Origin of the sequence: Paenirhodobacter hankyongi, assembly GCF_003664585.1 — a bacterium.
Classification (GTDB): domain Bacteria; phylum Pseudomonadota; class Alphaproteobacteria; order Rhodobacterales; family Rhodobacteraceae; genus Rhodobacter; species Rhodobacter hankyongi.
In genome coordinates this window covers 36,647-58,472 of record NZ_RCHI01000013.1, presented here as the reverse complement: position 1 = coordinate 58,472, position 21,826 = coordinate 36,647, and the positions used below count along the sequence as shown (strand labels likewise).

Annotated in this window: 25 protein-coding genes; 9 read left to right on the top strand and 16 right to left on the bottom strand. The window is 68.6% G+C overall.

Going from position 1 to position 21,826, the window contains the following annotated elements:
• Positions 1 to 76: 76 nt before the first annotated feature.
• Positions 77 to 331 (bottom strand): DUF2798 domain-containing protein, encoded by a 255-nt coding sequence (locus DYS74_RS13310; protein ID WP_121534177.1) that lies wholly within the window; start codon positions 329 to 331, stop codon positions 77 to 79.
• Between the two features lie 165 nt (positions 332 to 496).
• On the bottom strand, positions 497 to 1,606 hold the full coding sequence (locus DYS74_RS13305; RefSeq protein WP_121534176.1) for an anhydro-N-acetylmuramic acid kinase: 1,110 nt from the start codon (positions 1,604 to 1,606) through the stop codon (positions 497 to 499).
• Between the two features lie 61 nt (positions 1,607 to 1,667).
• Here DYS74_RS13305 and tyrS point away from each other — a divergent pair, with 61 nt between their 5' ends.
• On the top strand, positions 1,668 to 2,918 hold the full coding sequence (tyrS, locus tag DYS74_RS13300; RefSeq protein ID WP_121534175.1) for a tyrosine--tRNA ligase: 1,251 nt from the start codon (positions 1,668 to 1,670) through the stop codon (positions 2,916 to 2,918).
• A 140-nt stretch (positions 2,919 to 3,058) separates the two neighbouring features.
• On the opposite strand, the gene DYS74_RS13295 is transcribed toward tyrS, so the two are convergent.
• Entirely contained in the window at positions 3,059 to 3,646 is a 588-nt protein-coding gene (locus tag DYS74_RS13295) for a peptidylprolyl isomerase (protein ID WP_121534174.1), read from the bottom strand.
• On the bottom strand, positions 3,633 to 4,145 hold the full coding sequence (locus tag DYS74_RS13290; protein ID WP_121534173.1) for a peptidylprolyl isomerase: 513 nt from the start codon (positions 4,143 to 4,145) through the stop codon (positions 3,633 to 3,635). The genes DYS74_RS13295 and DYS74_RS13290 overlap by 14 nt, the downstream gene beginning before the upstream one ends.
• A 162-nt stretch (positions 4,146 to 4,307) precedes the next feature.
• Here DYS74_RS13290 and DYS74_RS13285 point away from each other — a divergent pair, with 162 nt between their 5' ends.
• The 8 genes from DYS74_RS13285 to DYS74_RS13250 all read left to right on the top strand — a co-directional run bounded on the left by DYS74_RS13285 (position 4,308) and on the right by DYS74_RS13250 (position 11,945).
• Entirely contained in the window at positions 4,308 to 5,498 is a 1,191-nt protein-coding gene (locus tag DYS74_RS13285; RefSeq protein ID WP_121534172.1) for a phosphoglycerate kinase, read from the top strand.
• 136 nt (positions 5,499 to 5,634) lie between these two features.
• Positions 5,635 to 6,525, top strand: coding sequence for a fructose bisphosphate aldolase (locus DYS74_RS13280; RefSeq protein ID WP_121534236.1), 891 nt, complete (start codon positions 5,635 to 5,637; stop codon positions 6,523 to 6,525).
• An 84-nt stretch (positions 6,526 to 6,609) separates the two neighbouring features.
• Positions 6,610 to 7,245: a hypothetical protein gene (locus DYS74_RS13275; RefSeq protein WP_121534171.1), complete on the top strand. Its 636-nt coding sequence runs from the start codon at positions 6,610 to 6,612 to the stop codon at positions 7,243 to 7,245.
• A gap of 127 nt (positions 7,246 to 7,372) precedes the next feature.
• Positions 7,373 to 7,669 (top strand): FtsB family cell division protein, encoded by a 297-nt coding sequence (locus DYS74_RS13270; RefSeq protein ID WP_121534170.1) that lies wholly within the window; start codon positions 7,373 to 7,375, stop codon positions 7,667 to 7,669.
• A gap of 132 nt (positions 7,670 to 7,801) precedes the next feature.
• On the top strand, positions 7,802 to 8,806 hold the full coding sequence (pdhA, locus tag DYS74_RS13265; RefSeq protein ID WP_121534169.1) for a pyruvate dehydrogenase (acetyl-transferring) E1 component subunit alpha: 1,005 nt from the start codon (positions 7,802 to 7,804) through the stop codon (positions 8,804 to 8,806).
• Positions 8,807 to 8,818: 12 nt separating this feature from the next.
• Positions 8,819 to 10,186, top strand: coding sequence for a pyruvate dehydrogenase complex E1 component subunit beta (locus tag DYS74_RS13260; protein ID WP_121534168.1), 1,368 nt, complete (start codon positions 8,819 to 8,821; stop codon positions 10,184 to 10,186).
• 10 nt (positions 10,187 to 10,196) lie between these two features.
• The gene (locus tag DYS74_RS13255) at positions 10,197 to 11,483 is read left to right on the top strand and encodes a pyruvate dehydrogenase complex dihydrolipoamide acetyltransferase (protein WP_121534167.1); all 1,287 of its coding nucleotides are present in this window, start codon (positions 10,197 to 10,199) and stop codon (positions 11,481 to 11,483) included.
• 126 nt (positions 11,484 to 11,609) lie between these two features.
• A complete protein-coding gene (locus DYS74_RS13250; RefSeq protein ID WP_113898795.1) occupies positions 11,610 to 11,945 on the top strand; it encodes a carboxymuconolactone decarboxylase family protein in 336 nt (111 codons plus the stop codon).
• Between the two features lie 42 nt (positions 11,946 to 11,987).
• On the opposite strand, the gene cysE is transcribed toward DYS74_RS13250, so the two are convergent.
• The 12 genes from cysE to DYS74_RS13190 form a co-directional block, all read right to left on the bottom strand.
• Entirely contained in the window at positions 11,988 to 12,806 is an 819-nt protein-coding gene (gene cysE / locus DYS74_RS13245) for a serine O-acetyltransferase (protein ID WP_113898886.1), read from the bottom strand.
• A gap of 87 nt (positions 12,807 to 12,893) precedes the next feature.
• On the bottom strand, positions 12,894 to 16,811 hold the full coding sequence (locus DYS74_RS13240) for a baseplate multidomain protein megatron (protein WP_121534165.1): 3,918 nt from the start codon (positions 16,809 to 16,811) through the stop codon (positions 12,894 to 12,896).
• Positions 16,811 to 17,266, bottom strand: coding sequence for a peptidase (locus DYS74_RS13235; protein ID WP_121534164.1), 456 nt, complete (start codon positions 17,264 to 17,266; stop codon positions 16,811 to 16,813). The genes DYS74_RS13240 and DYS74_RS13235 overlap by 1 nt, the downstream gene beginning before the upstream one ends.
• Entirely contained in the window at positions 17,263 to 18,153 is an 891-nt protein-coding gene (locus DYS74_RS13230; protein WP_121534163.1) for a DUF2163 domain-containing protein, read from the bottom strand. The genes DYS74_RS13235 and DYS74_RS13230 overlap by 4 nt, the downstream gene beginning before the upstream one ends.
• Positions 18,153 to 18,785, bottom strand: coding sequence for a DUF2460 domain-containing protein (locus DYS74_RS13225; protein WP_121534162.1), 633 nt, complete (start codon positions 18,783 to 18,785; stop codon positions 18,153 to 18,155). Before DYS74_RS13225 ends, DYS74_RS13230 begins: the two co-directional genes overlap by 1 nt.
• Before the next feature lie 10 nt (positions 18,786 to 18,795).
• The gene (locus tag DYS74_RS13220; protein WP_121534161.1) at positions 18,796 to 19,449 is read right to left on the bottom strand and encodes a phage tail tape measure protein; all 654 of its coding nucleotides are present in this window, start codon (positions 19,447 to 19,449) and stop codon (positions 18,796 to 18,798) included.
• Positions 19,436 to 19,666: a rcc01693 family protein gene (locus DYS74_RS13215; protein ID WP_281272463.1), complete on the bottom strand. Its 231-nt coding sequence runs from the start codon at positions 19,664 to 19,666 to the stop codon at positions 19,436 to 19,438. Before DYS74_RS13215 ends, DYS74_RS13220 begins: the two co-directional genes overlap by 14 nt.
• On the bottom strand, positions 19,663 to 19,983 hold the full coding sequence (locus DYS74_RS13210; RefSeq protein WP_121534160.1) for a gene transfer agent family protein: 321 nt from the start codon (positions 19,981 to 19,983) through the stop codon (positions 19,663 to 19,665). The genes DYS74_RS13215 and DYS74_RS13210 overlap by 4 nt, the downstream gene beginning before the upstream one ends.
• On the bottom strand, positions 19,983 to 20,396 hold the full coding sequence (locus tag DYS74_RS13205; protein ID WP_113898802.1) for a phage major tail protein, TP901-1 family: 414 nt from the start codon (positions 20,394 to 20,396) through the stop codon (positions 19,983 to 19,985). The genes DYS74_RS13210 and DYS74_RS13205 overlap by 1 nt, the downstream gene beginning before the upstream one ends.
• 45 nt (positions 20,397 to 20,441) lie before the next feature.
• Positions 20,442 to 20,849 carry a DUF3168 domain-containing protein gene (locus DYS74_RS13200; protein WP_121534159.1) on the bottom strand — a complete coding sequence of 136 codons (408 nt, stop codon included), beginning with the start codon at positions 20,847 to 20,849 and terminating at the stop codon, positions 20,442 to 20,444.
• 28 nt (positions 20,850 to 20,877) lie between these two features.
• A complete protein-coding gene (locus DYS74_RS13195) occupies positions 20,878 to 21,183 on the bottom strand; it encodes a head-tail adaptor protein (protein ID WP_342769167.1) in 306 nt (101 codons plus the stop codon).
• Complete coding sequence (locus DYS74_RS13190) at positions 21,180 to 21,773, bottom strand: head-tail connector protein (RefSeq protein ID WP_121534158.1); 594 nt, start codon at positions 21,771 to 21,773, stop codon at positions 21,180 to 21,182. Before DYS74_RS13190 ends, DYS74_RS13195 begins: the two co-directional genes overlap by 4 nt.
• Positions 21,774 to 21,826: the final 53 nt, after the last annotated feature.

Below are 21,826 nucleotides of genomic sequence, written 5' to 3'. Positions count from 1 at the left end.
CGGGGATTCGGCCGCTGACGCTCAGGTCGGCGCGCCGAACGCGGTGCCGGAAAACACCGTCGCACGACGCGCCAGATCAGACCGGATCGGAAAATCGCCGCATCAGCGCGAAGGCCAGACGAAAGGCCAGCGGCCCGACGCCGAGCGACAGGACAAAGGCCACGGGCCAGGCCATGGCGAAATGGTGCATCCACAGCCCCGGCCAGCCTTCCGGCAGACCCTGCGCCAGCACGCTGAAGATGAAGGTCATCAGAAAGGCCATCATCCCGGAGATGAACAGCTGCGCAAGCAGGATGGTGCGCTTCTCGCGCTTGGGATCGGTTTTTTGCATGTGATGTCTCGACTGTGGGCAAGGCCCGAGAAAAAGGTGCCGCGGGATCGAGACTTCGACAAACACCCACAGCCCTCGGGCTGCAGGGGCCGGGATAACCAACCGGCCTGACATTTTTCGGCTCAGCCCGCGTAACGCCCCGGGCCGGCTCCGTCAAGCCTGCGCTCAGCTCGGCGCGCTGAACTGGCCGCCGCCCACCAGCGCCGCGACGCCCGTGGTGCTCGGCCCCGATGTCGGCAGACCGCGCGCCACCCGCACCGCGAGATAGGCAAAGGCCTGCGCCTCGAGCATGTCGCCATCGAGGCCGAGATCCTCGACCGGGGCGACGGGGCAATTCAGCCGCCGCGCCAGCTCGACCATCAGCGCCGTGTTCATCCGCCCGCCCCCCGAGACGTAAAGCGCCGCCGGCGGTTCGGGGAAATGCTCGAACCCGCGAACAACCGAGGCCGCAGCCGCAGCGGTGAGGGTCGCCGCGGCATCCGCGTCGGAAAGCCCTTCCACCGATTTCAGAAGATCCGGAAATTCGTTGCGATCCAGAGACTTCGGCGGAATGCGCAGGAAGAACGGATGGGCAAGGAAGCGCTCGACCAGGTCCGGGTCGGCGGTCCCCGCAAGCGCGAGCGCGCCCCCCTCGTCGCGCAGTCCGCCCAGACGGGCATGGACCAGATCGTTGATCGGCGCATTCGCCGGGCCGGTGTCGAAGGCGAGGATCGCGCCCGCCGCCTCGGGCCCCGCCGCGCGCGGGTCGAGCCAGGTGACATTGCCGACCCCGCCGAGGTTCAGGAAGGCCACCGGCGCCGACAGCCCCGCCCATTGCGCCGCGGCGAAATGGAAGAAGGGCGCAAGCGGCGCGCCCTGCCCGCCCAGCTCGACGTCGGTCGAGCGGAAATCCCACACCACCGGCCGGCCCAGCACCTCGGCCAGCACCCGCCCCGAGCCCGCCTGATGCGTGCGCCGCACCCCGCCGATCCCCTGCGGGTCATGCGCGAGCGTCTGGCCGTGAAAGCCGATCACCCGGGCGTCGACCATGCCCGCCAAGAGCTCGGCATGGGCGGTCTCGACGACCTCGGCCGCGGCCTCGACCTCCGGCGCGCCCGGCCACAGGCCAAGGGCCGCGCGCAGCACCTCCTGCTCGGCCTCGGAATAGGGGCGATAATCGGTGCGGCCGAAATCGAGAATGCGTGTGCCGTCGGTCAGCACCATCGCCGCATCGACCCCGTCGAGCGAGGTTCCCGACATCGTTCCCGCCGCCCAGACCGGCCCCGGCTTCAACATGGCTTCCCCTTTGGCTGCCTGCCGGATATACGGCAGGACGTGTAGAATAGGGACAAGCACGATGACCTACCATCCCCGATCGGACTTCCTCCGCATCATCATCGAGCGCGGCTTCCTGGCGGATTGCACCGACATCCAGGAACTCGACGCGGCACTGACGAAGGGGATGGTCACCGCCTATATCGGCTATGACGCCACCGCGGCGTCGCTGCACGTGGGCCATCTGCTCAACATCATGCTGCTGCGCTGGTTCCAGAAGACCGGCAACAAGCCGATCACGCTGATGGGCGGCGGCACCACCAAGGTGGGCGACCCCTCCTTCCGCTCGGAAGAGCGGCCGCTGCTGACGCCCGAGAAGATCGACGAGAACATCGCAGGCATGCAGCGCGTCTTCGCGCGCTTCCTCGATTACCGCGACGAGGCGAACGGCGCGATGATGCGCAACAACGCCGAGTGGCTCGACAGCCTGAACTACCTCGATTTCCTGCGCGACATCGGCCGGCACTTCTCGGTGAACCGGATGCTGTCGTTCGAATCGGTGAAGTCGCGGCTCGACCGCGAGCAGTCGCTCAGCTTCCTCGAATTCAACTACATGATCCTGCAGGCCTATGACTTCCTCGAGCTGAACCGCCGCTATGGCTGTCTGCTGCAGATGGGCGGCTCGGACCAGTGGGGCAACATCGTCAACGGCATCGACCTGACGCGCCGGGTGCTCGACCGCGAGATCTTCGGCCTGACCACGCCGCTGCTGACCACCTCGGACGGGCGCAAGATGGGCAAGTCGCAGGGCGGCGCGATCTGGCTGAATGACCAGATGCTGTCGCCTTACGAGTTCTGGCAGTTCTGGCGCAACACCACCGATGCCGATGTCGGGCGCTTCCTCAAGCTCTATACCGACCTGCCGGTCGAGGAATGCGAGCGGCTCGGCGGCCTCGGCGGGGCCGAGATCAACGGCGCGAAGATCATCCTCGCGAACGAGGTGACGACGCTGCTCCATGGCGCCGAGGCGGCCGCCGCGGCCGAGGCCACCGCGCGCGAGGTCTTCGAGAAGGGCGGCGTGGGCGAGGACCTGCCGACGCTGGCGCTGAGCGCCACCGAGGTTGCCGACGGCATCAGCCTTGCCCAGCTCGTGCTGCGCACCGGGCTCGCGAAGACCGGCAAGGACGGCAAGCGGCTGATTTCCGAAGGCGGGCTGAAGGTCAACGACGAGACCTGCGTCGATGCGGGGCGGATGTTCCACGCCGCCGACCTCGCCGAGCCGGTGAAGCTGAGCGCGGGCAAGAAGCGCCACGCCCTCGTCACGCTGGGCTGAGGACAGCCCGGGGGCGCCGCCCCCGGACCCCCGGCCTCTCTCGACCCGGAAAAACCAAGGGCGCCCCGATCGGAGCGCCCTTTCTCTTTCATCTTGCCACAAATACCTCGGGGGTGCGGGGGCAGCGCCCCCGCCCGGCCTCACTCGATCGTCGCCGAGACGATGTAGTCCGGGTCCTCGACGAGCCCGTTCTGCGCCGGATTGCCCTTTTTCAGCCGGTCGATCACCTCCATGCCGGAGACGACATGACCGACGATGGTGTACTGGCCATCCAGATGCGGCGCCGGGGCGAACATCACGAAGAACTGCGAGTTGGCCGAATCCGGGTTCGCCGAGCGCGCCATGCCGACCATGCCGCGGCTGAAGGAGCGGTTCGAGAATTCCGCCGGAAGATCCGGGTATTTCGAGCCGCCCATCCCCGCCATCGAGGTGTCCGCGCCACGCTTGCCGAACTGCACGTCGCCGGTCTGCGCCATGAAGCCGTCGATCACCCGGTGGAAGACCACGTCGTCATAGGCGTGCTCGTTCGCGAGCTTGACGATCCGCTCGACATGCTTGGGCGCAACGTCGGGCAGCAGGTCGATCACCACCTTGCCGCTGACCGAGCCACCGATCTCGAGCACCAGATTCGGGCCCGGGCCGTCAGGAACGGTGGTGCCGTCCTGAGCGAGCGCCACGGTGGCGCCGAGGCAGAACGCCCCGGCCAGGAAGAGCTTACGCGTCAGCATCGGCGGCGACCTTCACCTTGATCATCCGGTCGGGGTTCGCCGGCGGCTCGCCACGCATGATCTTGTCGACGAATTCCATCCCCGAGATCACCCGGCCATAGACGGTGTACTGGCCGTTCAGGAAGTGGTTGTCGGAGAAGTTGATGAAGAACTGCGAGTTGGCCGAGTTCGGGTTCATCGAGCGCGCCGCGCCGAGCGTGCCGCGGTCATGCGGGATGCGCGAGAATTCGGCGGGCAGGTCGGGGTACTGCGAGCCACCCGTGCCGGCGCGGCGGGGGTTGTAGTCCTTTTCCATGTTGGCGTTCTCGACATCGCCGGTCTGCGCCATGAAGCCCTCGATGACGCGGTGGAAGGCCACGTTGTCATAGGCGCCGTCGCGGGCAAGCTGCTTCATCCGCTCGGCGTGCTTCGGCGCGATCTCGGGCATCAGCTCGATCACGACATCGCCATCCTTGAGCGTCATGATGATGGTGTTTTCGGGGTCTTTGATCTCGGCCATCGCTGGTCCTCCTCGAATGTTTGGCGCGACCTTACGCAGGAGCCCCGCCCAAGAAAAGAGCAAAGCGCCAGAGGCCGTTGACGGCCCCGTCACGGCGGGGCAAGTTTGCGTGAGCAGCATCGGCGGATGGTCCTTCGCCGGTCGCGCAATGAGGAGAGTGAAATGGCCTGGAAAACCCTCGACGAGATCGACCTTGCGGGCAAGGTCGTGCTGGTGCGCGTCGACATCAACGTGCCGGTCGAGAACGGCGTGGTGACCGACGCAACCCGGATCGAGAAGATCGTGCCCACGGTGAAGGACATCCTCGCCAAGGGCGGCAAGCCGGTGCTTCTGGCCCATTTCGGCCGCCCGAAGGGTCAGGTCGTGCCGGAGATGAGCCTGAAACCGCTCGTGCCGACGCTCGAGAAGGCGCTTGGCGTGCATGTGATCTTCGCCGAGGACTGCATCGGCGGTCCGGCGAAGAAGGCGGTGGCGGCGATGCAGCCGGGCGAAGTGGTGCTGCTCGAGAACACCCGCTTCCATGCCGGCGAGGAAAAGAACGACCCCGAACTCAGCGCGGCGATGGCGGCGCTTGGCGAGGTCTATGTGAACGACGCCTTCTCGGCCGCGCACCGCGCGCACAGCTCGACCGAGGGCGTGGCGCATATCCTGCCCTCGGCCGCGGGCCGGCTGATGGAGGCCGAGCTGAAGGCGCTCGAGGCGGCGCTTGGCAATCCGGTGCGGCCGGTGACGGCGGTCGTCGGCGGCGCCAAGGTCTCGACCAAGCTCGACCTGCTCGGCAATCTGGTGAGCAAGGTCGAATATCTGGTGATCGGCGGCGGCATGGCGAACACCTTCCTCGTCGCGCAGGGCATCGACGTGGGCAAGTCGCTGGCCGAGCATGACATGGCCGAGACCGCGAAGGCGATTCTCGCCAAGGCCGCCGATGCCGGCTGCCGCGTGGTGCTGCCCTCAGACGTCGTCGTGGCGCGCGAGTTCAAGGCGGGCGCCGAGAACGACGTGGTGGCGGCCGATGCCTGCCCCGCCGATGCGATGATCCTCGATGCCGGCCCGAAGGCGGTCGAGGAGATCTGCAAGGTCTTCGAGGCCTCGAAGACGCTGATCTGGAACGGCCCGCTCGGCGCCTTCGAGATCGCGCCCTTCGACACCGCGACGAATGCGGCGGCCAAGAAGGCGGCCGAACTGACGAAGGCCGGCGCGCTGGTCTCGGTTGCGGGCGGCGGCGATACCGTCGCGGCGCTGAACAAGGCCGGCGTCGCGGCCGATTTCAGCTATATCTCGACCGCGGGCGGGGCCTTCCTCGAATGGATGGAAGGCAAGGAACTGCCCGGTGTTGCGGCACTGATGAAATGACAAGGGGCGGCCTTCGGGCCGCCCTTCCCCTGTCTGGGCCCCTGTTAGCGTTCTCAGAATTGCGCGAAGGGGGACAAGGGGTTATCCGGGGACCAAGGCCGGGGAACCGGCGCAACCAGCTTGCATGGAGACCATGATGGCGAACGCGAAAATGCTCGAACAGATGAAGAAGGGGCAGGGTTTCATCGCCGCGCTCGACCAGTCGGGCGGCTCGACGCCGAAGGCGCTGAAGCTCTATGGCGTGAACGAGGACGCCTATTCGAACGAGACCGAGATGTACGACATGATCCACGCGATGCGCTCGCGGATCATCAAGTCGCCCGCCTTCACCGGCGAGAAGGTGATCGGCGCGATCCTGTTCGAACAGACCATGGACCGCGAGATCGACGGCATCCCGACCGCCACCTTCCTGTGGGAAAAGCGCGGCGTCGTGCCCTTCCTGAAGATCGACAAGGGGCTCGAGGCCGAGGCCAAGGGCTGCCAGATGCTGAAGCCGATCCCGGGGCTCGAGGCGCTGCTCGACCGCGCCGCCGCCGCCGGCATCTTCGGCACCAAGGAACGTTCGGTGATCTCGGCCGCCAATGTCGAGGGCATCCGTGAGGTCGTGGCGCAGCAGTTCGAACTGGGCAAGACCGTCATCGCGCATGGTCTGATGCCGATCATCGAGCCGGAAGTGACGATCTCGATCGCCGACAAGGCCGATGCCGAGGCGATCCTGCTCGAGGCGATCCTCGAACAGCTCGAGGGGCTCGAGGACGGCAAGACGGTGATGCTGAAGCTGAGCCTGCCGACGATCCCGAACTTCTACAAGCCGCTGGTCGATCACCCGAAGGTGCTGAAGGTCGTGGCTCTGTCGGGCGGCTATGCGCGCGACGAGGCGAACCGGATCCTGGCGCAGAACGACGGCATGATCGCCTCGTTCAGCCGTGCGCTGACCGAGGGGCTGAGCGCGCAGCAGTCGGACGCGGAATTCGACGCGGCGCTCGGCGCGGCGATCGACAGCATCTACAAGGCCTCGATCGCCTGATCGCGGCTTGCGATACGAAAATCCGTGCTATCGTGGCACCGGCCGGGCTCCCTTCGGGGGGCCCGTTTCGTTCGGAGCCCTCGGATGACACGACACTGCCTGCCGCTTGTCCTGGCCGCGCTGATCGCCGGCTGTGCGCCCCAGCCGCCCGCGGCGCCGGACGGCTTCCTTCCCGATGCGGTGGTGCTGACCCCCGATCCGCCGGAGGGCTGGCCCTGGAAGATGGGCACGATGGAGGTGACGCTGGACGGCGCCGCCCATCCCTACACCACCTACGATTTCTCGATCGGAGCCATCGACGCCTCGGTGCAGCTGAGCTGGGAGCCCGACGCGGATCATTCGGTCACACCGGGCGGCGCGGTGCATTTCCTGCTGGGCGGATCGCCCGGCGGCACGCCGAAACCCGCCTCGGACGAGATCTTCGTCAACGCGGTCTTCCCCGGCGTTCCGGCAAGTGGCACCCGCACCGGGCAGGTGACGGTCGACTGGCTGCTGGGCCCCACGCTCGACGGGCCGAAGCTGCGCAGCCGCGGACCGGTCGACCTGACAATCGAGCAGCTGAGCCGCGATGCCGCCGAGCCGAGCCGCGGTCAGGTCACCGGGCGCATCCGCGCCACCCTGTGCGATGCGCAAGGCGACAGGCTGACCCCGGGCGGCGCCTGCCACGCCTTCACCGCGCGCTTCGACACCCGGGTCTTCATCAGCCTGAAACCCGAGTGAGTGCAGGAAAAACAGGGCCTTCCCTGCCTTTCGGGGATTCACAATCCGCCGCGGCTGTGGCAGGATGAACAGATCGCCCGACAAGAGGCGGATGCGCCGGGGCACCCCGGGGGACAGAGGCAGCAGCATGTTTCACAAACGCCCCGCCGTCGGGCCCTTCATCTTCTTCTCGATTGCCGTGGTGCTCGGCCTCTATTTCACCTTTGCCGCGGTGCAGGGGTCGTACGGCATCTTCCGCCGGGTGCAGGTCGATGCCGAGATCGACCAGCTGACCACCGAGCGCGACGCCCTGCGCAACGAGGCCGAGCGGATGGCGAACCTGACGCGCCGACTGTCGGACGAATATCTCGACCTCGATCTTCTCGACGAGCGCGCGCGCGAGGTGCTGGGCACCGTGCGCCGCGACGAAATCGTCATCCGCTGAGTTCCCCTTCCCGACGGCCGCCCTGCACCCGCTTGCGGGCAGGGTTGACGCATGTGCGATTGCATCCCCATCCGCCTTGCTGTATGAAATGGTTTAACATTGAACTACTTTCTGAACAGGGGAGGAAGCCGGATGGCGACTCGCAAGACCCCCGAGACGGCCGCCGTGGACGGCGCCAATGTCTCGAAGGACGATCTTCTGAAATATTATCACGAGATGCTGCTGATCCGCCGGTTCGAGGAGAAGGCGGGCCAGCTCTATGGCATGGGGCTGATCGGCGGGTTCTGTCACCTCTACATCGGCCAGGAGGCGGTCGTCGTCGGGCTCGAGGCGGCGGCGAAAGAAGGCGACAAGCGCGTCACCTCGTACCGCGACCACGGCCACATGCTGGCCTGCGGCATGGACCCGAAGGGCGTGATGGCCGAGCTGACCGGGCGCGAGGGCGGCTACAGCCGCGGCAAGGGCGGCTCGATGCACATGTTCTCGAAGGAGAAGCACTTCTACGGCGGCCATGGCATCGTCGGCGCGCAGGTGCCGATCGGCGCGGGGCTGGCCTTCTCGGACAAGTACAAGGGCAATGACAACGTCACCTTCGCCTATTTCGGCGATGGCGCGGCGAACCAGGGCCAGGTCTACGAGACCTACAACATGGCCGAGCTGTGGAGCCTGCCGGTGGTCTTCGTGATCGAGAACAACCAGTATGCCATGGGCACCTCGGTCAAGCGCTCGACCAAGTCGACGACGCTTTACGGCCGCGGCGTGGCCTTCGGCATTCCGGGCGAGCAGGTCGATGGCATGGACGTGCTGGCGGTGAAGGCGGCGGGCGAGAAGGCGGTGGCGCACTGCCGCGCCGGCAACGGCCCCTACATCCTCGAGATGATGACCTATCGCTATCGCGGCCACTCGATGTCGGACCCGGCGAAATACCGCACCCGCGAAGAGGTGCAGAAGATCCGCGAGGAGCGCGACGCGATCGAGCACGTGCGCGAGCTGCTGATCTCGGGCGGTCACGCCACCGAAGACGACCTGAAGGCGATCGACAAGGAGATCAAGGCGACGGTCAACGAGGCCGCCGAATTCTCCAAGGAAAGCCCCGAGCCCGCGCTGAGCGAGCTCTGGACCGATATCTACGCCTGAGGGAGACTGACAATGGCAACCGAAATCCTGATGCCCGCGCTCTCCCCGACGATGGAAGAGGGCACGCTTGCGAAATGGCTGGTCAAGGAGGGTGACACCGTCACTTCCGGCCAGATCCTCGCCGAGATCGAGACCGACAAGGCGACGATGGAATTCGAGGCGGTCGACGAGGGCACGATCGCGAAGATCCTGGTGCCCGAAGGCACGGCCGGCGTGAAGGTGAACACCCCGATCGCGGTGCTGGCCGAGGACGGCGAAAGCGCGGCCGACGCGGTGCAGAGCGCCGCCGCCCCGGCAGCCGCCGCCCCTGCCCCGGTCGCGGCGCCCGCCGCCGCGCCCGCCGAGGCGCCCGCAGCGCCGGTCTCGAAGGCCTCGGCCGACTGGCCCGAAGGCACGCCGATGAAGACGATGACGGTGCGCGAGGCGCTGCGCGAGGCGATGGCCGAAGAGATGCGCGCCGACGAAAACGTCTATCTGATGGGTGAGGAAGTCGCCGAATACCAGGGCGCCTACAAGATCAGCCAGGGGCTGCTGGACGAGTTCGGCGAGAAGCGGGTGATCGACACGCCGATCACCGAATACGGCTTCACCGGCATCGCCGTGGGCGCGGCCATGGGCGGGTTGCGCCCGATCGTCGAGTTCATGACCTTCAACTTCGCGATGCAGGCGGTCGACCACATCATCAACTCGGCGGCGAAGACGCTTTACATGTCCGGCGGCCAGATGGGCTGCCCGATCGTGTTCCGCGGCCCGAACGGCGCAGCGGCGCGCGTCGGCGCCCAGCACAGCCAGGACTATGCCGCCTGGTATGCGATGATCCCGGGCCTCAAGGTGGTGATGCCCTATTCGGCGGCCGATGCGAAGGGCCTGCTGAAGACCGCGATCCGCGATCCGAACCCGGTCGTCTTCCTTGAGAACGAGATCATGTACGGCCGCAGCTTCGAGGTGCCGGACCTCGAGGACTTCACCATCCCCTTCGGCAAGGCGCGGATCTGGCGCGAGGGCACCGATGTCACCCTCGTCAGCTTCGGCATCGGCATGAGCCACACGCTCGAGGCGGCCGAGAAGCTCGCTGCCGAGGGGATCTCGGCCGAGGTGATCGACCTGCGCACGCTGCGCCCGATCGATTACGACACGGTGCTGGCGAGCGTGATGAAGACCAACCGCTGCGTCACCGTGGAAGAGGGCTGGCCCGTGGGCGCAATCGGCAACCACCTGTCGGCGGTGATCATGGAGCGTGCCTTCGACTATCTTGACGCGCCGGTGATCAACGTGACCGGCAAGGACGTGCCGATGCCCTATGCGGCCAACCTCGAGAAACTGGCGCTTGCGACCTCGGACGATGTCGTCGCGGCGGCGAAGTCTGTCTGCTACCGCTGAGGAGAAAAAGATGGCAACCGAAATCCTGATGCCCGCGCTTTCTCCGACGATGGAGGAAGGCACTCTGGCCAAATGGCTGAAGAAGGAAGGCGACACGGTCAAGTCGGGCGACATCCTCGCCGAGATCGAGACCGACAAGGCGACGATGGAATTCGAGGCCGTGGATGAAGGTATCCTCGGCCAGATCCTCGTGGCCGAGGGCACGGCCGGCGTGAAGGTGAACACCCCGATCGCCGTGCTGCTGGAAGAGGGCGAAAGCGCCGACGCGCTGCCCGCGGCGAAGGCTGCTCCGGCCGCCGCGCCGGTGGCAGCGGCTCCGGCCGCAGCCCCTGCGCCGGTGGCGGCTCCCGCTCCGGCGGCTCCGATGGCTGGTGGCAAACGGATCTTCGCCTCGCCGCTCGCCCGCCGCATCGCCGCCGACAAGGGGCTTGATCTTGCCACGCTCGCGGGCTCGGGCCCGCACGGGCGGATCGTCAAGGCCGATGTCGAGGCCGCAACCGCCGCGCCCAAGGCCGCGGCCCCTGCCCCGACCGCTGTCGCGGCAGCGCCCGCCCCGGCGGCGCCGGCCGTCTCGGCCAGCGCGGTGGCAAAGCTCTACGAGGGTCGCGCCTATGAGGAGGTCACGCTCGACGGGATGCGCCGCACCATCGCCGCGCGCCTGACCGAGGCGAAGCAGACGATCCCGCATTTCTACCTGCGCCGCGCCGCGCGGATCGACGACCTGCTCGCCTTCCGCTCGGAGCTGAACAAGAAGCTCGAAGGCCGGGGCGTGAAGCTGTCGGTCAACGACTTCATCATCAAGGCCTGCGCGCTCGCGCTGCAGGCGGTGCCGGATGCGAATGCCGTCTGGGCGGGCGACCGGGTCCTGAAGATGAAGGCCTCGGATGTCGCGGTGGCCGTGGCGATCGAGGGCGGGCTGTTCACCCCGGTGCTGTTCGACGCTGAGGCGAAGTCGCTGTCGAAACTGTCGGAGCAGATGAAGGATCTGGCCAAACGCGCCCGCGATCGCAAGCTCGCACCACAGGAATACCAGGGCGGCAGCTTCGCGATCTCGAACCTCGGCATGTTCGGGATCGAGAATTTCGACGCGGTGATCAACCCGCCGCATGGCGCGATCCTCGCCGTCGGTGCAGGCGTTCGCAAGCCGGTGGTGAATGACGCGGGCGAGATCGAGGTGGCGACGATGATGTCGATGACGCTCTCGGTCGATCACCGGGTGATCGACGGGGCGCTTGGCGCGCAGCTTCTGGCGGCGATCGTCGAGAACCTCGAGAACCCGATCGCGATGCTGGCCTGAGGCCCGCGTCCGGAAACGACGAAAAGCCCCCCGTTTCCGGGGGGCTTTTTTGTTCTGGCTCAAGGCGCGGCGCGATCCGCCCCGCTAGGGTCGTCCATGGATGCACTCCTTCGGAAAGGACAGATCATGGACTGGAAGGCGGAACTTGCGACGATCAAGGCCGAGATGGGGGATTACGCGAAGTGCCAGGAAGCCTCGTATCAGGGCTTCGGTGCACTGCACGGCGCCTCGCTTGCGCCGGGGGCGCTCTCGACCAAGGAAAAGGAGCTGATCGCGCTGGCCATCGGCATCGCCCGGCAATGCAGCTATTGCATCGGGCTGCATGTGCAGGCCTGCATCGCGGCGGGCGCGAACCGGGCCGAGATCGAGGAAACTGTGAACGTCAGCGTGCTGATGGGCGGCGGGCCGTCGCTGATGTACGGGGTCAAGGCGCTCGAGGCCTATGACCAGCTGTCTGCCTGAGATCCGAGGGGCCGGGCGTCGCCCGGCCTTACCCGCGGGCCTTCAGCCCTCGCAGTTGCAGTTCTTCAGCTGCTGATCCATCCGCACCGCGGGCTGGTCGCAACCGGCCTCGCCGACGATCTTCGCCGGCACGCCGGCGACGGTCTTGCAGCAGGGCACGTCGTTCAGCACTACCGAGCCCGCAGCGATGCGGCTGTTGTCGCCGATGCGGATATTGCCCAGCACCTTCGCGCCTGCGCCGATCAGCACGCCGTTGCCGATCTTCGGGTGGCGGTCCTCCTCCTCCTTGCCGGTGCCGCCGAGCGTCACCGAATGGAGCATCGAGACATTGTCGCCCACCACCGCCGTCTCGCCGATCACGATGGAATGGGCGTGGTCGATCATCACGCCCTTGCCGATCCGCGCGGCGGGGTGGATGTCGACGCCGAACATCTCGGAGGTGCGCATCTGCACGAAATAGGCCATGTCGCGCCGGCCCTGCCGCCACAGCCAATGCGAGATCCGATAGGCCTGCAGCGCCTGATAGCCCTTGAAGAACAGGATCGGCTGCAGGAAGCGGTGGCAGGCCGGGTCGCGGTCATAGACCGCCACCAGATCGGCGCGCGCCGCACCGCCCAGCCCCGGGTCCGCGCCATAGGCCTCATCGGCGATCTCGCGCAGGATCTGCTCGCTCATCTCGCCCGAGGCCAGCTTCAGCGAAAAGCGGTAGGCAAGCGCGCGTTCCATCGTCGGGTGATGCAGAAGCCCCGCATGGATCAGCGCCCCAAGAAGCGGCTCGTCGCGCACGGCATCGCGCGCCTCGTCGCAGATCCGGGTCCAGACCGGATCGACCGCCGTCACCTTCGCGCGCATTTCCGCCATGACCAAGCTCCTTCGCTTTCGGGAAAGCCTATCACATAGGCCCGACCACACATAGGGGAAGGCCGGCCCGGAGAAAAGCCCGCAGCGTCAGGGCGCAAGCGCGATCCGCGCCGAAAGCCCCGGGCCGAACACCTCCGAGATCTGCATCACCTCGATGGCAAAGGGCCCCGTGATCCCGTCCGCCGCCGCCTGCGCGCGGCTGTAGCTCCAGGCCGGCGTGTTCACCGTGGCCTCCCGGCGCACGGTCGTGCCCTCGATCACCCGCACCAGATACAGTTCCGAGGCCTCGCCCAGCGGCACCTCATAGCCGTCCCAGCTATCGCCGTCGATCCGGGTGCGGCGCACCCAGCTCAGATCCCAGCCCGCCCCCCCGCGCCCCGCGCGCAGATGGCACGGGCTGAGCGGGCGCAGCCCCGCGCCGCGAAAGGCCAGCACCTCGTGCACATAGGACGGGTCGTCATAGCCGCGCCGCGCCGATCCGATCCGGTAGTGCCGCGCCAGCCCCCGGGCCGAGGCCGCCAGCGCAATCTGCTCGGGCGCCTCGTCCAGCAGCACCACTGTGCTGCCGGCGGGCCAGACCTCGGGGATCAGCGCATCGGTGCCAAGCTGCCCGCGCAACCGCAGCGACAGGTCCCAGACATTCGGCAGCACCGGCACCGCCGTGGCGAATTGCAAAAGCTCCCAGCCCTCGGCACTGCCATCCCCGATCGCCAGCAGGTTCGCCCCCGAGAGCAGCCGCGCCATGCTGACCGTTTCGAGATCGCCACCGACCATCCGCACCCGCAAGGGCGCCCCCCGGTCCCACAGCCCCGGCCCCGCCGCCGGCAGCGTGCTCAGCGTCTCGCCGATCACTGCCCGCGCGGCAAGCGTGGTGTTGAGCGCATAGCCCTCGTCCTCGATCGAGGAATAGACGGCGACGGTGCCCGGCCAGGGCGTCGCGGTCACCGCCAGATGCGGGGCGACGGGATCTTCCGTTCCCGTCATCAGCGGCAGGTCGAGAAAGACCGGCGTCACCGGCACCGGCGCGGCGAAGGGGCGGGGCACCACCCGCTCCTCGACCTCGTCCGAAGGCCGGTAGATCGCCGGCTCGACCCGCACCGCCTCGACCGCGATCGCCCCCGCCTGCTCCAGCCGGTCAAAACGATAGCGCCGCACCCCCTCGGCCGTCTCGAGCGCCACCACATCCCCCGCGCCAAGGTGCCCGAGCGAGGGCGGAAGCGAAAACCGCGCCCCGTCGCGTGCCACCCGCGCTTCGGCCAGCCAACGCTCGGCAAGCCCCTGCGCCTGTGCCCGGGTCAGCGCGAGCGACAGCTCCGATCCCGACACCGCGCCATCCGCCTCGTCGGGAAACAGCGCCTCGGCCACCGCAACCTCGAAATCGCCATCGGCCTCGACATAGGTCAGCCGCACCCGCCCCGCCATCTCGGCCTCGGGCGCACGGCTCGTCTCGATCACTGCGTCGCTCTCCTCGCCGAGGGCCAACGCATCGTGGTCAAGCTCGGCCGCCACCCGCCCGTCGCGCATCCGGAACACAAGCCGCCCCTCGCGCTCGAGCGCCTCGAAGCCATAGGCCAGCATCAGCGACTGCAGCATCGCCCGCCCGCTCTCGCCGCCCTCCGGCGCGAAACCGCGCACCAGCCCGTAAAGCCCGCCGACATCGATCGCCGTCACCCCGGCGCCCTCGCAGATCTCGGCCACCACATTTGCCAGCGGCTGCGACACCGCGCGGCCGGAAATCCAGTGCCCGCGCGCATAGTTGTCGGCATCGGCCCAAAGATCGGCGCGCCCCGGAAAAGCCGGATAAGGCCGGCTGTCCCAGGCCCAGACATGAGCGCGGAGCATGTTGACCATCGGCGCGCCATACAGATCGGAAACTGGGTTGTTCGCCGCCTCGCCCCAATAGCTGACCATGGCGCGCAGGTATTGCATCTGGATCAGCTCGTCGCGCCGCCCGTCCGAGTAATAGGGCAAGCGCGATTCCGAGCTTTTCGGATCGAGGAACTTGTTGGGCTGGTTCGTGCCCTTGTCGATCGCGGCGCAGCCCATCTCGGTGAACCACATCGGTTTCGAGCCCGGAACCCAGGCCGTCGCCGTGGCGCTGCGTACGCCCCCCACCCGCTCATGATGGGCATTCTCCCACCAGCCGCGAATATCCTTCACCCGCCAGATCCAGGGCTCGCCCGCGGCGCCATCGGTGATCGGCGTGCGGATCTGCGCCGCGCGGTGTTCCTCGGCCGCATAATACCAGTCATAGCCCTCGCCGCCCGCGACATTGGCCTTCAGGTAGTCAAGCGCATGGATCGCGCCCCAATGCGCATCAAGATGCTCCTCGCCATCGCGCCAGTCCGAAAGCGGCATGTAGTTGTCGATGCCGATGAAATCGACATTCTCGTCGGCCCAGAGCGGATCAAGGTGGAAATAGCGGTCGCCATTGCCCGGCGCATAGCCCGCATATTCCGACCAGTCGGCGGCATAGCTGATCTTGCAACCGGGGCCCAGAATGGCGCGCACCTCGGCGGCAAGCGTGCGAAACGCCGCGACCGCCGGGAAACTGTCATCCCCACCGCGGATCTGGTTCAGCGCCACCATCTCGGTGCCGATGCAAAAGGCCTCGACCCCGCCGGCCATCGCGCACAGATGCGCATAATGCAGGAGGAAGCGGCGCATCGACCATTCCGCCGGCCCCGAGTAGGCAACCGTGCCCTCGCCCGGGGTGAAGTCACCGGGCTGCGCCGCCCCGAAGAAGGCCGTCACCTCGGCCTCGGCGGCAAGGCTGCGGTCGGGGCTGCCCGCCCGCCCCGGCGCGACCGACAGGGTGATCCGCCCGCGCCAGGGCAAGACCGGCTGGCTCTCGGCTCCGGACCAGGGATCGGGCAGCGTGTTGTCCCCGGTCTGGTCCATCAGGATGAAGGGATAGAAGGTCACGGCCTTGCCCGCCGCCCGCAGCGCCGCAATTGCCTCGATCACCGCGGCATCGGCCGGCGTACCGCCATAGATCGACGCGCCATCGGCGCGCGGCACCTCCTCGACATCGGCGCGCGACGTCCCCGAGACCCGCCAGCGCATGCCCACCCCCTCGACCGTGGTATCGGCGACCTTCGGGCGCACCGCACATTCGCCGCAGCGCAGGTCGCTGCCGAACCAGGACACGACCAGCGACACCGCCTCGCAGCCCGGCAATTCCTCCTCGAGCGCGGTCAGCGACTGCGTGAAATCGGTGCCCCCGCCCGGCGCGTTCTGGTTCACCACCTCGGTCACCGCCCCGGCACCGGTGCCCGATTTCTGATAGACCGGCGTTGTCGCCAGCGCGTATTCGCCGGTGCCCGGGATCATCGCCACCGCGCGCAAGCCCCGCACGAGGTCAGGCACCGCATCGATCAGTGCCCCCTGCGCCGCGCGCACCACCTCGAAGGAGAACTGCGGCACCCGATTGCCATAGGCCGACAGCTCCAGATCCTCGAAAACGACATAGGCGATGCCACGATAGGCCGGCGCCGCCCCCGCCCCCTCCACCGCCTCGATCTTCGGATCGGGCAGCTGGTCCTCGGAGCCCATATAGACGCGCATGGTCAGGCTGCCCGGCTCGATCTCGATCCCGTCCGCCCAGACCCGCCCCACCCGCAGGATCTCGCCCTCGCACAGCGCGATCGCAAGGCTCACCGAATAGCTGAAACTGGTGGTGGTGACCTTCGGCGCCCCCTTGCCACGCTTCTTGGTCTTCTTCGTCTCGAAGAAACGAGTCGCCCAGATCACCTGACCCGCAACGCGCATCCGCCCCCAGACACGTCCGACCGGTTCGCCCTCGCTCGCGCTCGACAGCCGCAGCCGATCGACCCGCCCGGTCTCCACCCGCTGCGAGCCCGCCCCCAGCAACCGCTGGTCGATCACCCGCCCCAGCGTCGCCCCGATCGCCCGCCCGATCACCGCGCCCGAAAGGCCGAGAACCGTCCCCCCGAACCCCGCCCCGACCAACCCGCCCGCGGCGGAAAGCAACAGCGTCGCCATCAGATGCCTCCCTCACAGAATTGAAACCGCGCCACGATCCGCCGCGCCCAGGGGCGCGAGAGCGGGCTCTCGATCACCCCGTGGCCGCTGTAGGCATGCACGAAACTCGCCCCCGCCCCGACCTCGGCCGCAATGCCCAGGTGCTTGGCGACGCCGCCCGCACGCAGCCGGAACAGGATCACCTCACCGGGCCACTCGGGCAGGCTGCCCGCCTCCTCAGAGGCCACGACCAGATGCCGCCGCGCCGCCGCCCAGAGCCGTTCTTCGCGCGCGGGCTCCGACCAGTCGGGCGTGTAGGCCGGCACGGGTTCCGGCTCCTGCCCATGGATTTCGCGCCAGATCCCGCGCAGAAGACCAAGGCAGTCGCTGCCCGCCCCCTCGACCGAGGCCTGATGCAGATAGGGCGTGCCGATCCAGCGCCGCGCGATCGCCACCGCCTGCTCTCCCACGCTCATCGGAACAGGCTCCCGCCGTCGTTGCTGCCGCCCTCGACCGGATAGGAGACTAGCCAGTCCTCCCCGGGAAGATGCGGGAAACCCCTGAAGTTCCTGAAATTGTCGAATTTCAGCCGACAGGTGTCGGCACGACGGTCGCAGCCCGCATCGAGCCGCACAAGATCCCCCGCCGCAACCTCGGCGCCCAGCCCCTGCCACAGCTCGACCACCCGCGCACCGCTGCCCTGAACCCGGTCGTTCTTGATCGCGCCAAGAAGCCCCGCCGCCGCCCCGCTCAGCACGCGAAAGCGCCCCTTCTCGAACCAGCGGTCCTCGAATCCCGCGACCGCGGCAAAGCGGAACACCAGCCCGTCCTCGACCTCCTCGGCGGCGATCTCGAGCCCGTAGCCGTTCCTCTCCAGATCGAAGCGGCAGGACGCATCCCCCAGCACCGCCGAACAGCGCGGATGATAGATCCGCCCGCGCTCGGCCGACAGCGCCTCGGTCAGCCCGCGCAGCTCGGCACGGAAGGCCCCCGCTCCGCGCGTCACCTCGCCGATCGTGCCGCGAAAGGTCTCGGCCCGGATCGCCACATCCGCCCAGTCGACGATCCAGGCCCGCACCTCGGCCCCGTCATAGCGCCCGGCCAGCAGATCGCCCTCCGTGATCGCCTCCGAGCTCAGCGCGCCCGCCCCCTCGCTGTTGTCGACAGAAAGCCCGGTGCCCTGCACCAAGGCCTTCGCCGTCATGCCGCTGCCGGGCTCGAAGCGGATCCCCTCGAAGATCAGCGGCCGGTCGTGATCGGTGAAGCCCAGCACCCGCCCGTCCCGGCGCACGATCGCCCAGGCCCGCGCCATCGTCGTCGCGCCGCCGGCCAGATGCGCCTTCAACTCCTCGGAATAGGCCATCAGATCCGCACCTCCACCACCGGCACCTGCGGCAGGTCGCCTGCCCGGAACGACTGCACCGACACCTGGATCGTGTCGGTGTCGAAGCGCACCGGCACGTCGAATTCGAACCCCGCCGTCACCCGCACCCCCTCGGCCGGCGGGTCGAAGAAGGTGACGATGCCGGTCGCGGTGTCGATCCCGAAATGCACCGCCTCGGCCAGGCTGTCGCCCTGCACCCCGACGACGACCGTCCCCGCCACCGGCTTGGTGATCGGGCGCACGTAATCGACGCCGCCCGAGCTGTAGGTCTTCGTCAGCCCGAAGGCCGTGGTCACCCCGTCGCCGGTGCCGATCAGCTGATCCTCGAAGCGCGGCGCGCGCGAGGCCGGACAACTCTTGTAATCGGCCCAGTCCTTCCAGCGAAAGCCGTGCAACTGCCCGGCCCGCGCCTCGAAAAAGGCAATCAGCCGCTCGACGTCATCAAGGCTGCGCAGCCCCACCCCCGCGTCATAGCGCCGGCGCGAATGCGCCCAGGGGGTGTTGCGCTCCTCGAAGCCGTTCGCCATCGTGACGATCTCGGTGCGCCGCTCGGGCCCGCCGACCGAGCCGAAGCTCAGGTTCGCGGGGAAACGGATCTCGTGAAAGGCCATCCTCCCCTCCTCAGCTGTTGCGGCTGCCGCGCGCCAAGGCGCGGTTGATCTGCGCCGCGATCTGGCTCTGGCTGCGGGCAAAGCCCGCGACATCGGGCGTGGTCACGTTCATTACCACGGTGACCGTGCGCCCGCCGCCACCCGCCTGCACGCCAAGCCGCCCGTCCGCACCGCGCGCGAGCGGCAAGATCGCCTCGGGCCCGGCCTCGCCCATCAGCCCGGCCCCGCCGCGCATCGGGAAGGAGACCGGGCTGCTCACCACGCCGCCCTTGGCAAAGGGCATCACCCGGCCCTGGCTGAAGGCCGCGCCATTCGCGAAGGGCAACATCCCGCTCAGCAGCCCGTTCACCCCCTCGGCAATCGCCGAGCCAAGCGCGTTCTGCACCGGCCGCATCGCGATCGAATAGGCGCTGGCCGAGATCGTCTGCGCCACCTCGCTCAGCGCCTCCGACAGCTTCATCCCGTCGAAGATCAGCCCGTCGAAGGCACGCCGCAGCCCGCGCCCGATGCTGCTCGAGAGGGTCGAGACCTCGCGCCCGGTGTAGACCATGCTTTCGCGCATCCGCAAAAGCTCGCCACCAAAGCTCGCCGCCACCGCCTCGGCTCCGCCCAGATTGCGCTCAAGCTCGGCCGCCTGCGCGCTCAGCGCATCAAACCCGTCCATCTGCATCCTCCTGATGTTTCGGTCCTGCCGGCGCATCCGGCCAGCGCGCGGAAAGTGCCGCCAGCCCCGCCCGCGTCAGCGGCGCCCGCGCCGCACCCTCGCCCAGCATCAGCGCAAGCTCGGCCGGGGTCAGCGCCCAGAATTCATGCGGGCGCAGGCCAAGCCCGCGCAGCCCCGCCCGCATCAGCCCGGGCCAGTCGAGCCCGCCCCCGCTCACGACGCCCCCGGCACGGTGAAGGCCCGGGCGAGCAGCTCGGCCGCGATCCGCGCCGCCGCCACCGGCCCGCCGCCGATCTCGACCGTGCGCAGGTCCTCGGCCCGTCCGTCCCAACCGCCGCCGCGCAGCCCCGCAACCACAAGCGCCAGCACGTCGCGGGTGGAAAACGCCCCGCTCTCGAAGCGCCGCACAAGGTCGAGCATCGTGCCGCCGCCAAGCTCCGCCTCAAGCTCGGCCAGCGCCCCAAGCGTCAGCTTCGCCCCCCGTCGCTCGCCGTCGAGCACGACCTCGACCTCTCCCGCCCAGGGGTTCGCCATCACAGTGCCGTAAAGCTCAGCGCCCCGGCCGAGGCGAGGCTCAGCTCATAGGTCGCCTCGCCATTGTGACTGCCCGCATAGTCGATCGAGGCGATCATGAAGGGCCCCTGGACGATGCCGAAATCCGGGATGATGACCTGGAAATCCGGCGCCTCGCCGTCGAAGAAGATCTGCCGCGCGCGCTCGTCCGTCGCCGCATCGCGAAACACGCCCGAACCGCTGATCGCGGCCGAGCGCACGCCCGCGCCGCCCAGAAGCTCGCGCCAGCCGCCCTGACTTTCCAGCGAGGTCACATCGACCGTCTCGGCGTTGAAGCTGATCCGCGTCGCGCGCAGCCCCGCGATGGTCTCGAACGCGCCCGCCCCGGTCAGGTCGAGCTTGATCAGAAGGTCCTTGCCGTTCTGTGCCGCCATTTTCACTCTCCGATTGCTGAAATTGCCGCGGGTCTCGCGGCCCGCTCAGGTCTCCACCCGGGCGCGAAAGGTCAGGTCGATGCGCCGCACGCTGCCCTGCGCCGCCCGCGCCGCCCGCGCCCGCAGGAACCACAGCTCGACCAGACGCCCGCGCGCGAGCACAAGCGGCGCGTCGACCAGCGCATCCGAGACCGCCGCCGCCGCCGCCTTCGCCGCGGCAAAGCCCGCCGCATCGCTGATGACCGACACGGTGAAATCATGCACCGCACCGCCGCCCGTCTTGTCCGAGGCATCGCGCGCCACCTCGGGGCCAAGGCTCACCCAGGTTCCCGTGGGCGTGCCACCCGGCGCCGCGTCATGGATCGCGCTGCCGACAAGCGCCGCCAGCGCCGCGTCATCGCACAGCGCCTGATAGACCGCGCCTTGCAGCGCGGCCGCCACGCCATAGCTCATCGCACCACCTCCTCGCGGGCAAAACAGGTCAGATAGCGCGCCCCGGGTCCGCCTCGGCGACCGTCACGATCGCGAAGATCCGCGCGCCATCGCGAAAGCGCTGGCCGGCCTCGGGCCGGCGCGGCGACCCCATGGGCGCGGCACGCACCACGATCGTCCAGGGCGTTGCCCCAAGCGCCAGCGCCTCGCCCGCCCGCGCCTGCCCGGTGCCCGCGCGCATCTCGGCCCAAAGCGTGCCGCGCGCGCTCCAACCCGCGGTGAAGCCGCCCGCACCATCCTCGACGCGCGAGGGCACCTCCAGCACCAGCGGCCGGGTCAGTCGCGGCGCGCTCATCCCCGGCCTCCCAGCACCCGCACCGTGCGCCAGCGCTCGATCAGCGCCATCACCCCGAAGGGCATCGCGCTTGCCGCGCCCGCCCCGTCATGACGCAGCTCGAAATACTGCGCCGCCAGCAGGAACACCGCCTGCGCCAGATCGACCGGAAGCTCGGCCCAGGTACCGAAGCCGGCGGTGAAGTCGATCTCGGCCTTGCCCGCCACCGGCACCTCGGGCAGCGCCCCGCCCACAGCCTCGAGCCGCGGCCGCGCCAGATCCTCGACCAACCGCCAACGCGTGGCAGACAGCGCCGTCTCGGCCCCCTCCCGGTCGATCAGCCGCACCCCGGCCACCGCGCTCACCGGCGCCACCGGCAGGGGCACGCTCTCGGCATCGCGCCAACCCGGCAGCACCAGCCGGAACTCACGCGCCAGCAGCACCTTCGCCGTGCGCCCCTCGATCGCCGCGATCGCCGCCCGCAGATAGGCCACCAGCGCCGCATCCTCGGCACCCGTGTCGGCAAAGCCGGTACCAAGCCGCAGGTGGTCGCGAAATTGCGCCACCGGCAGCGCCGCCTGCGCCACCGCCGTCAGTTCCTTCAGCATCATCGCATCTCTCCGAAAGTCGCTGGGCGCCCTCCGCACGCGCGGCGCGGAGGGCG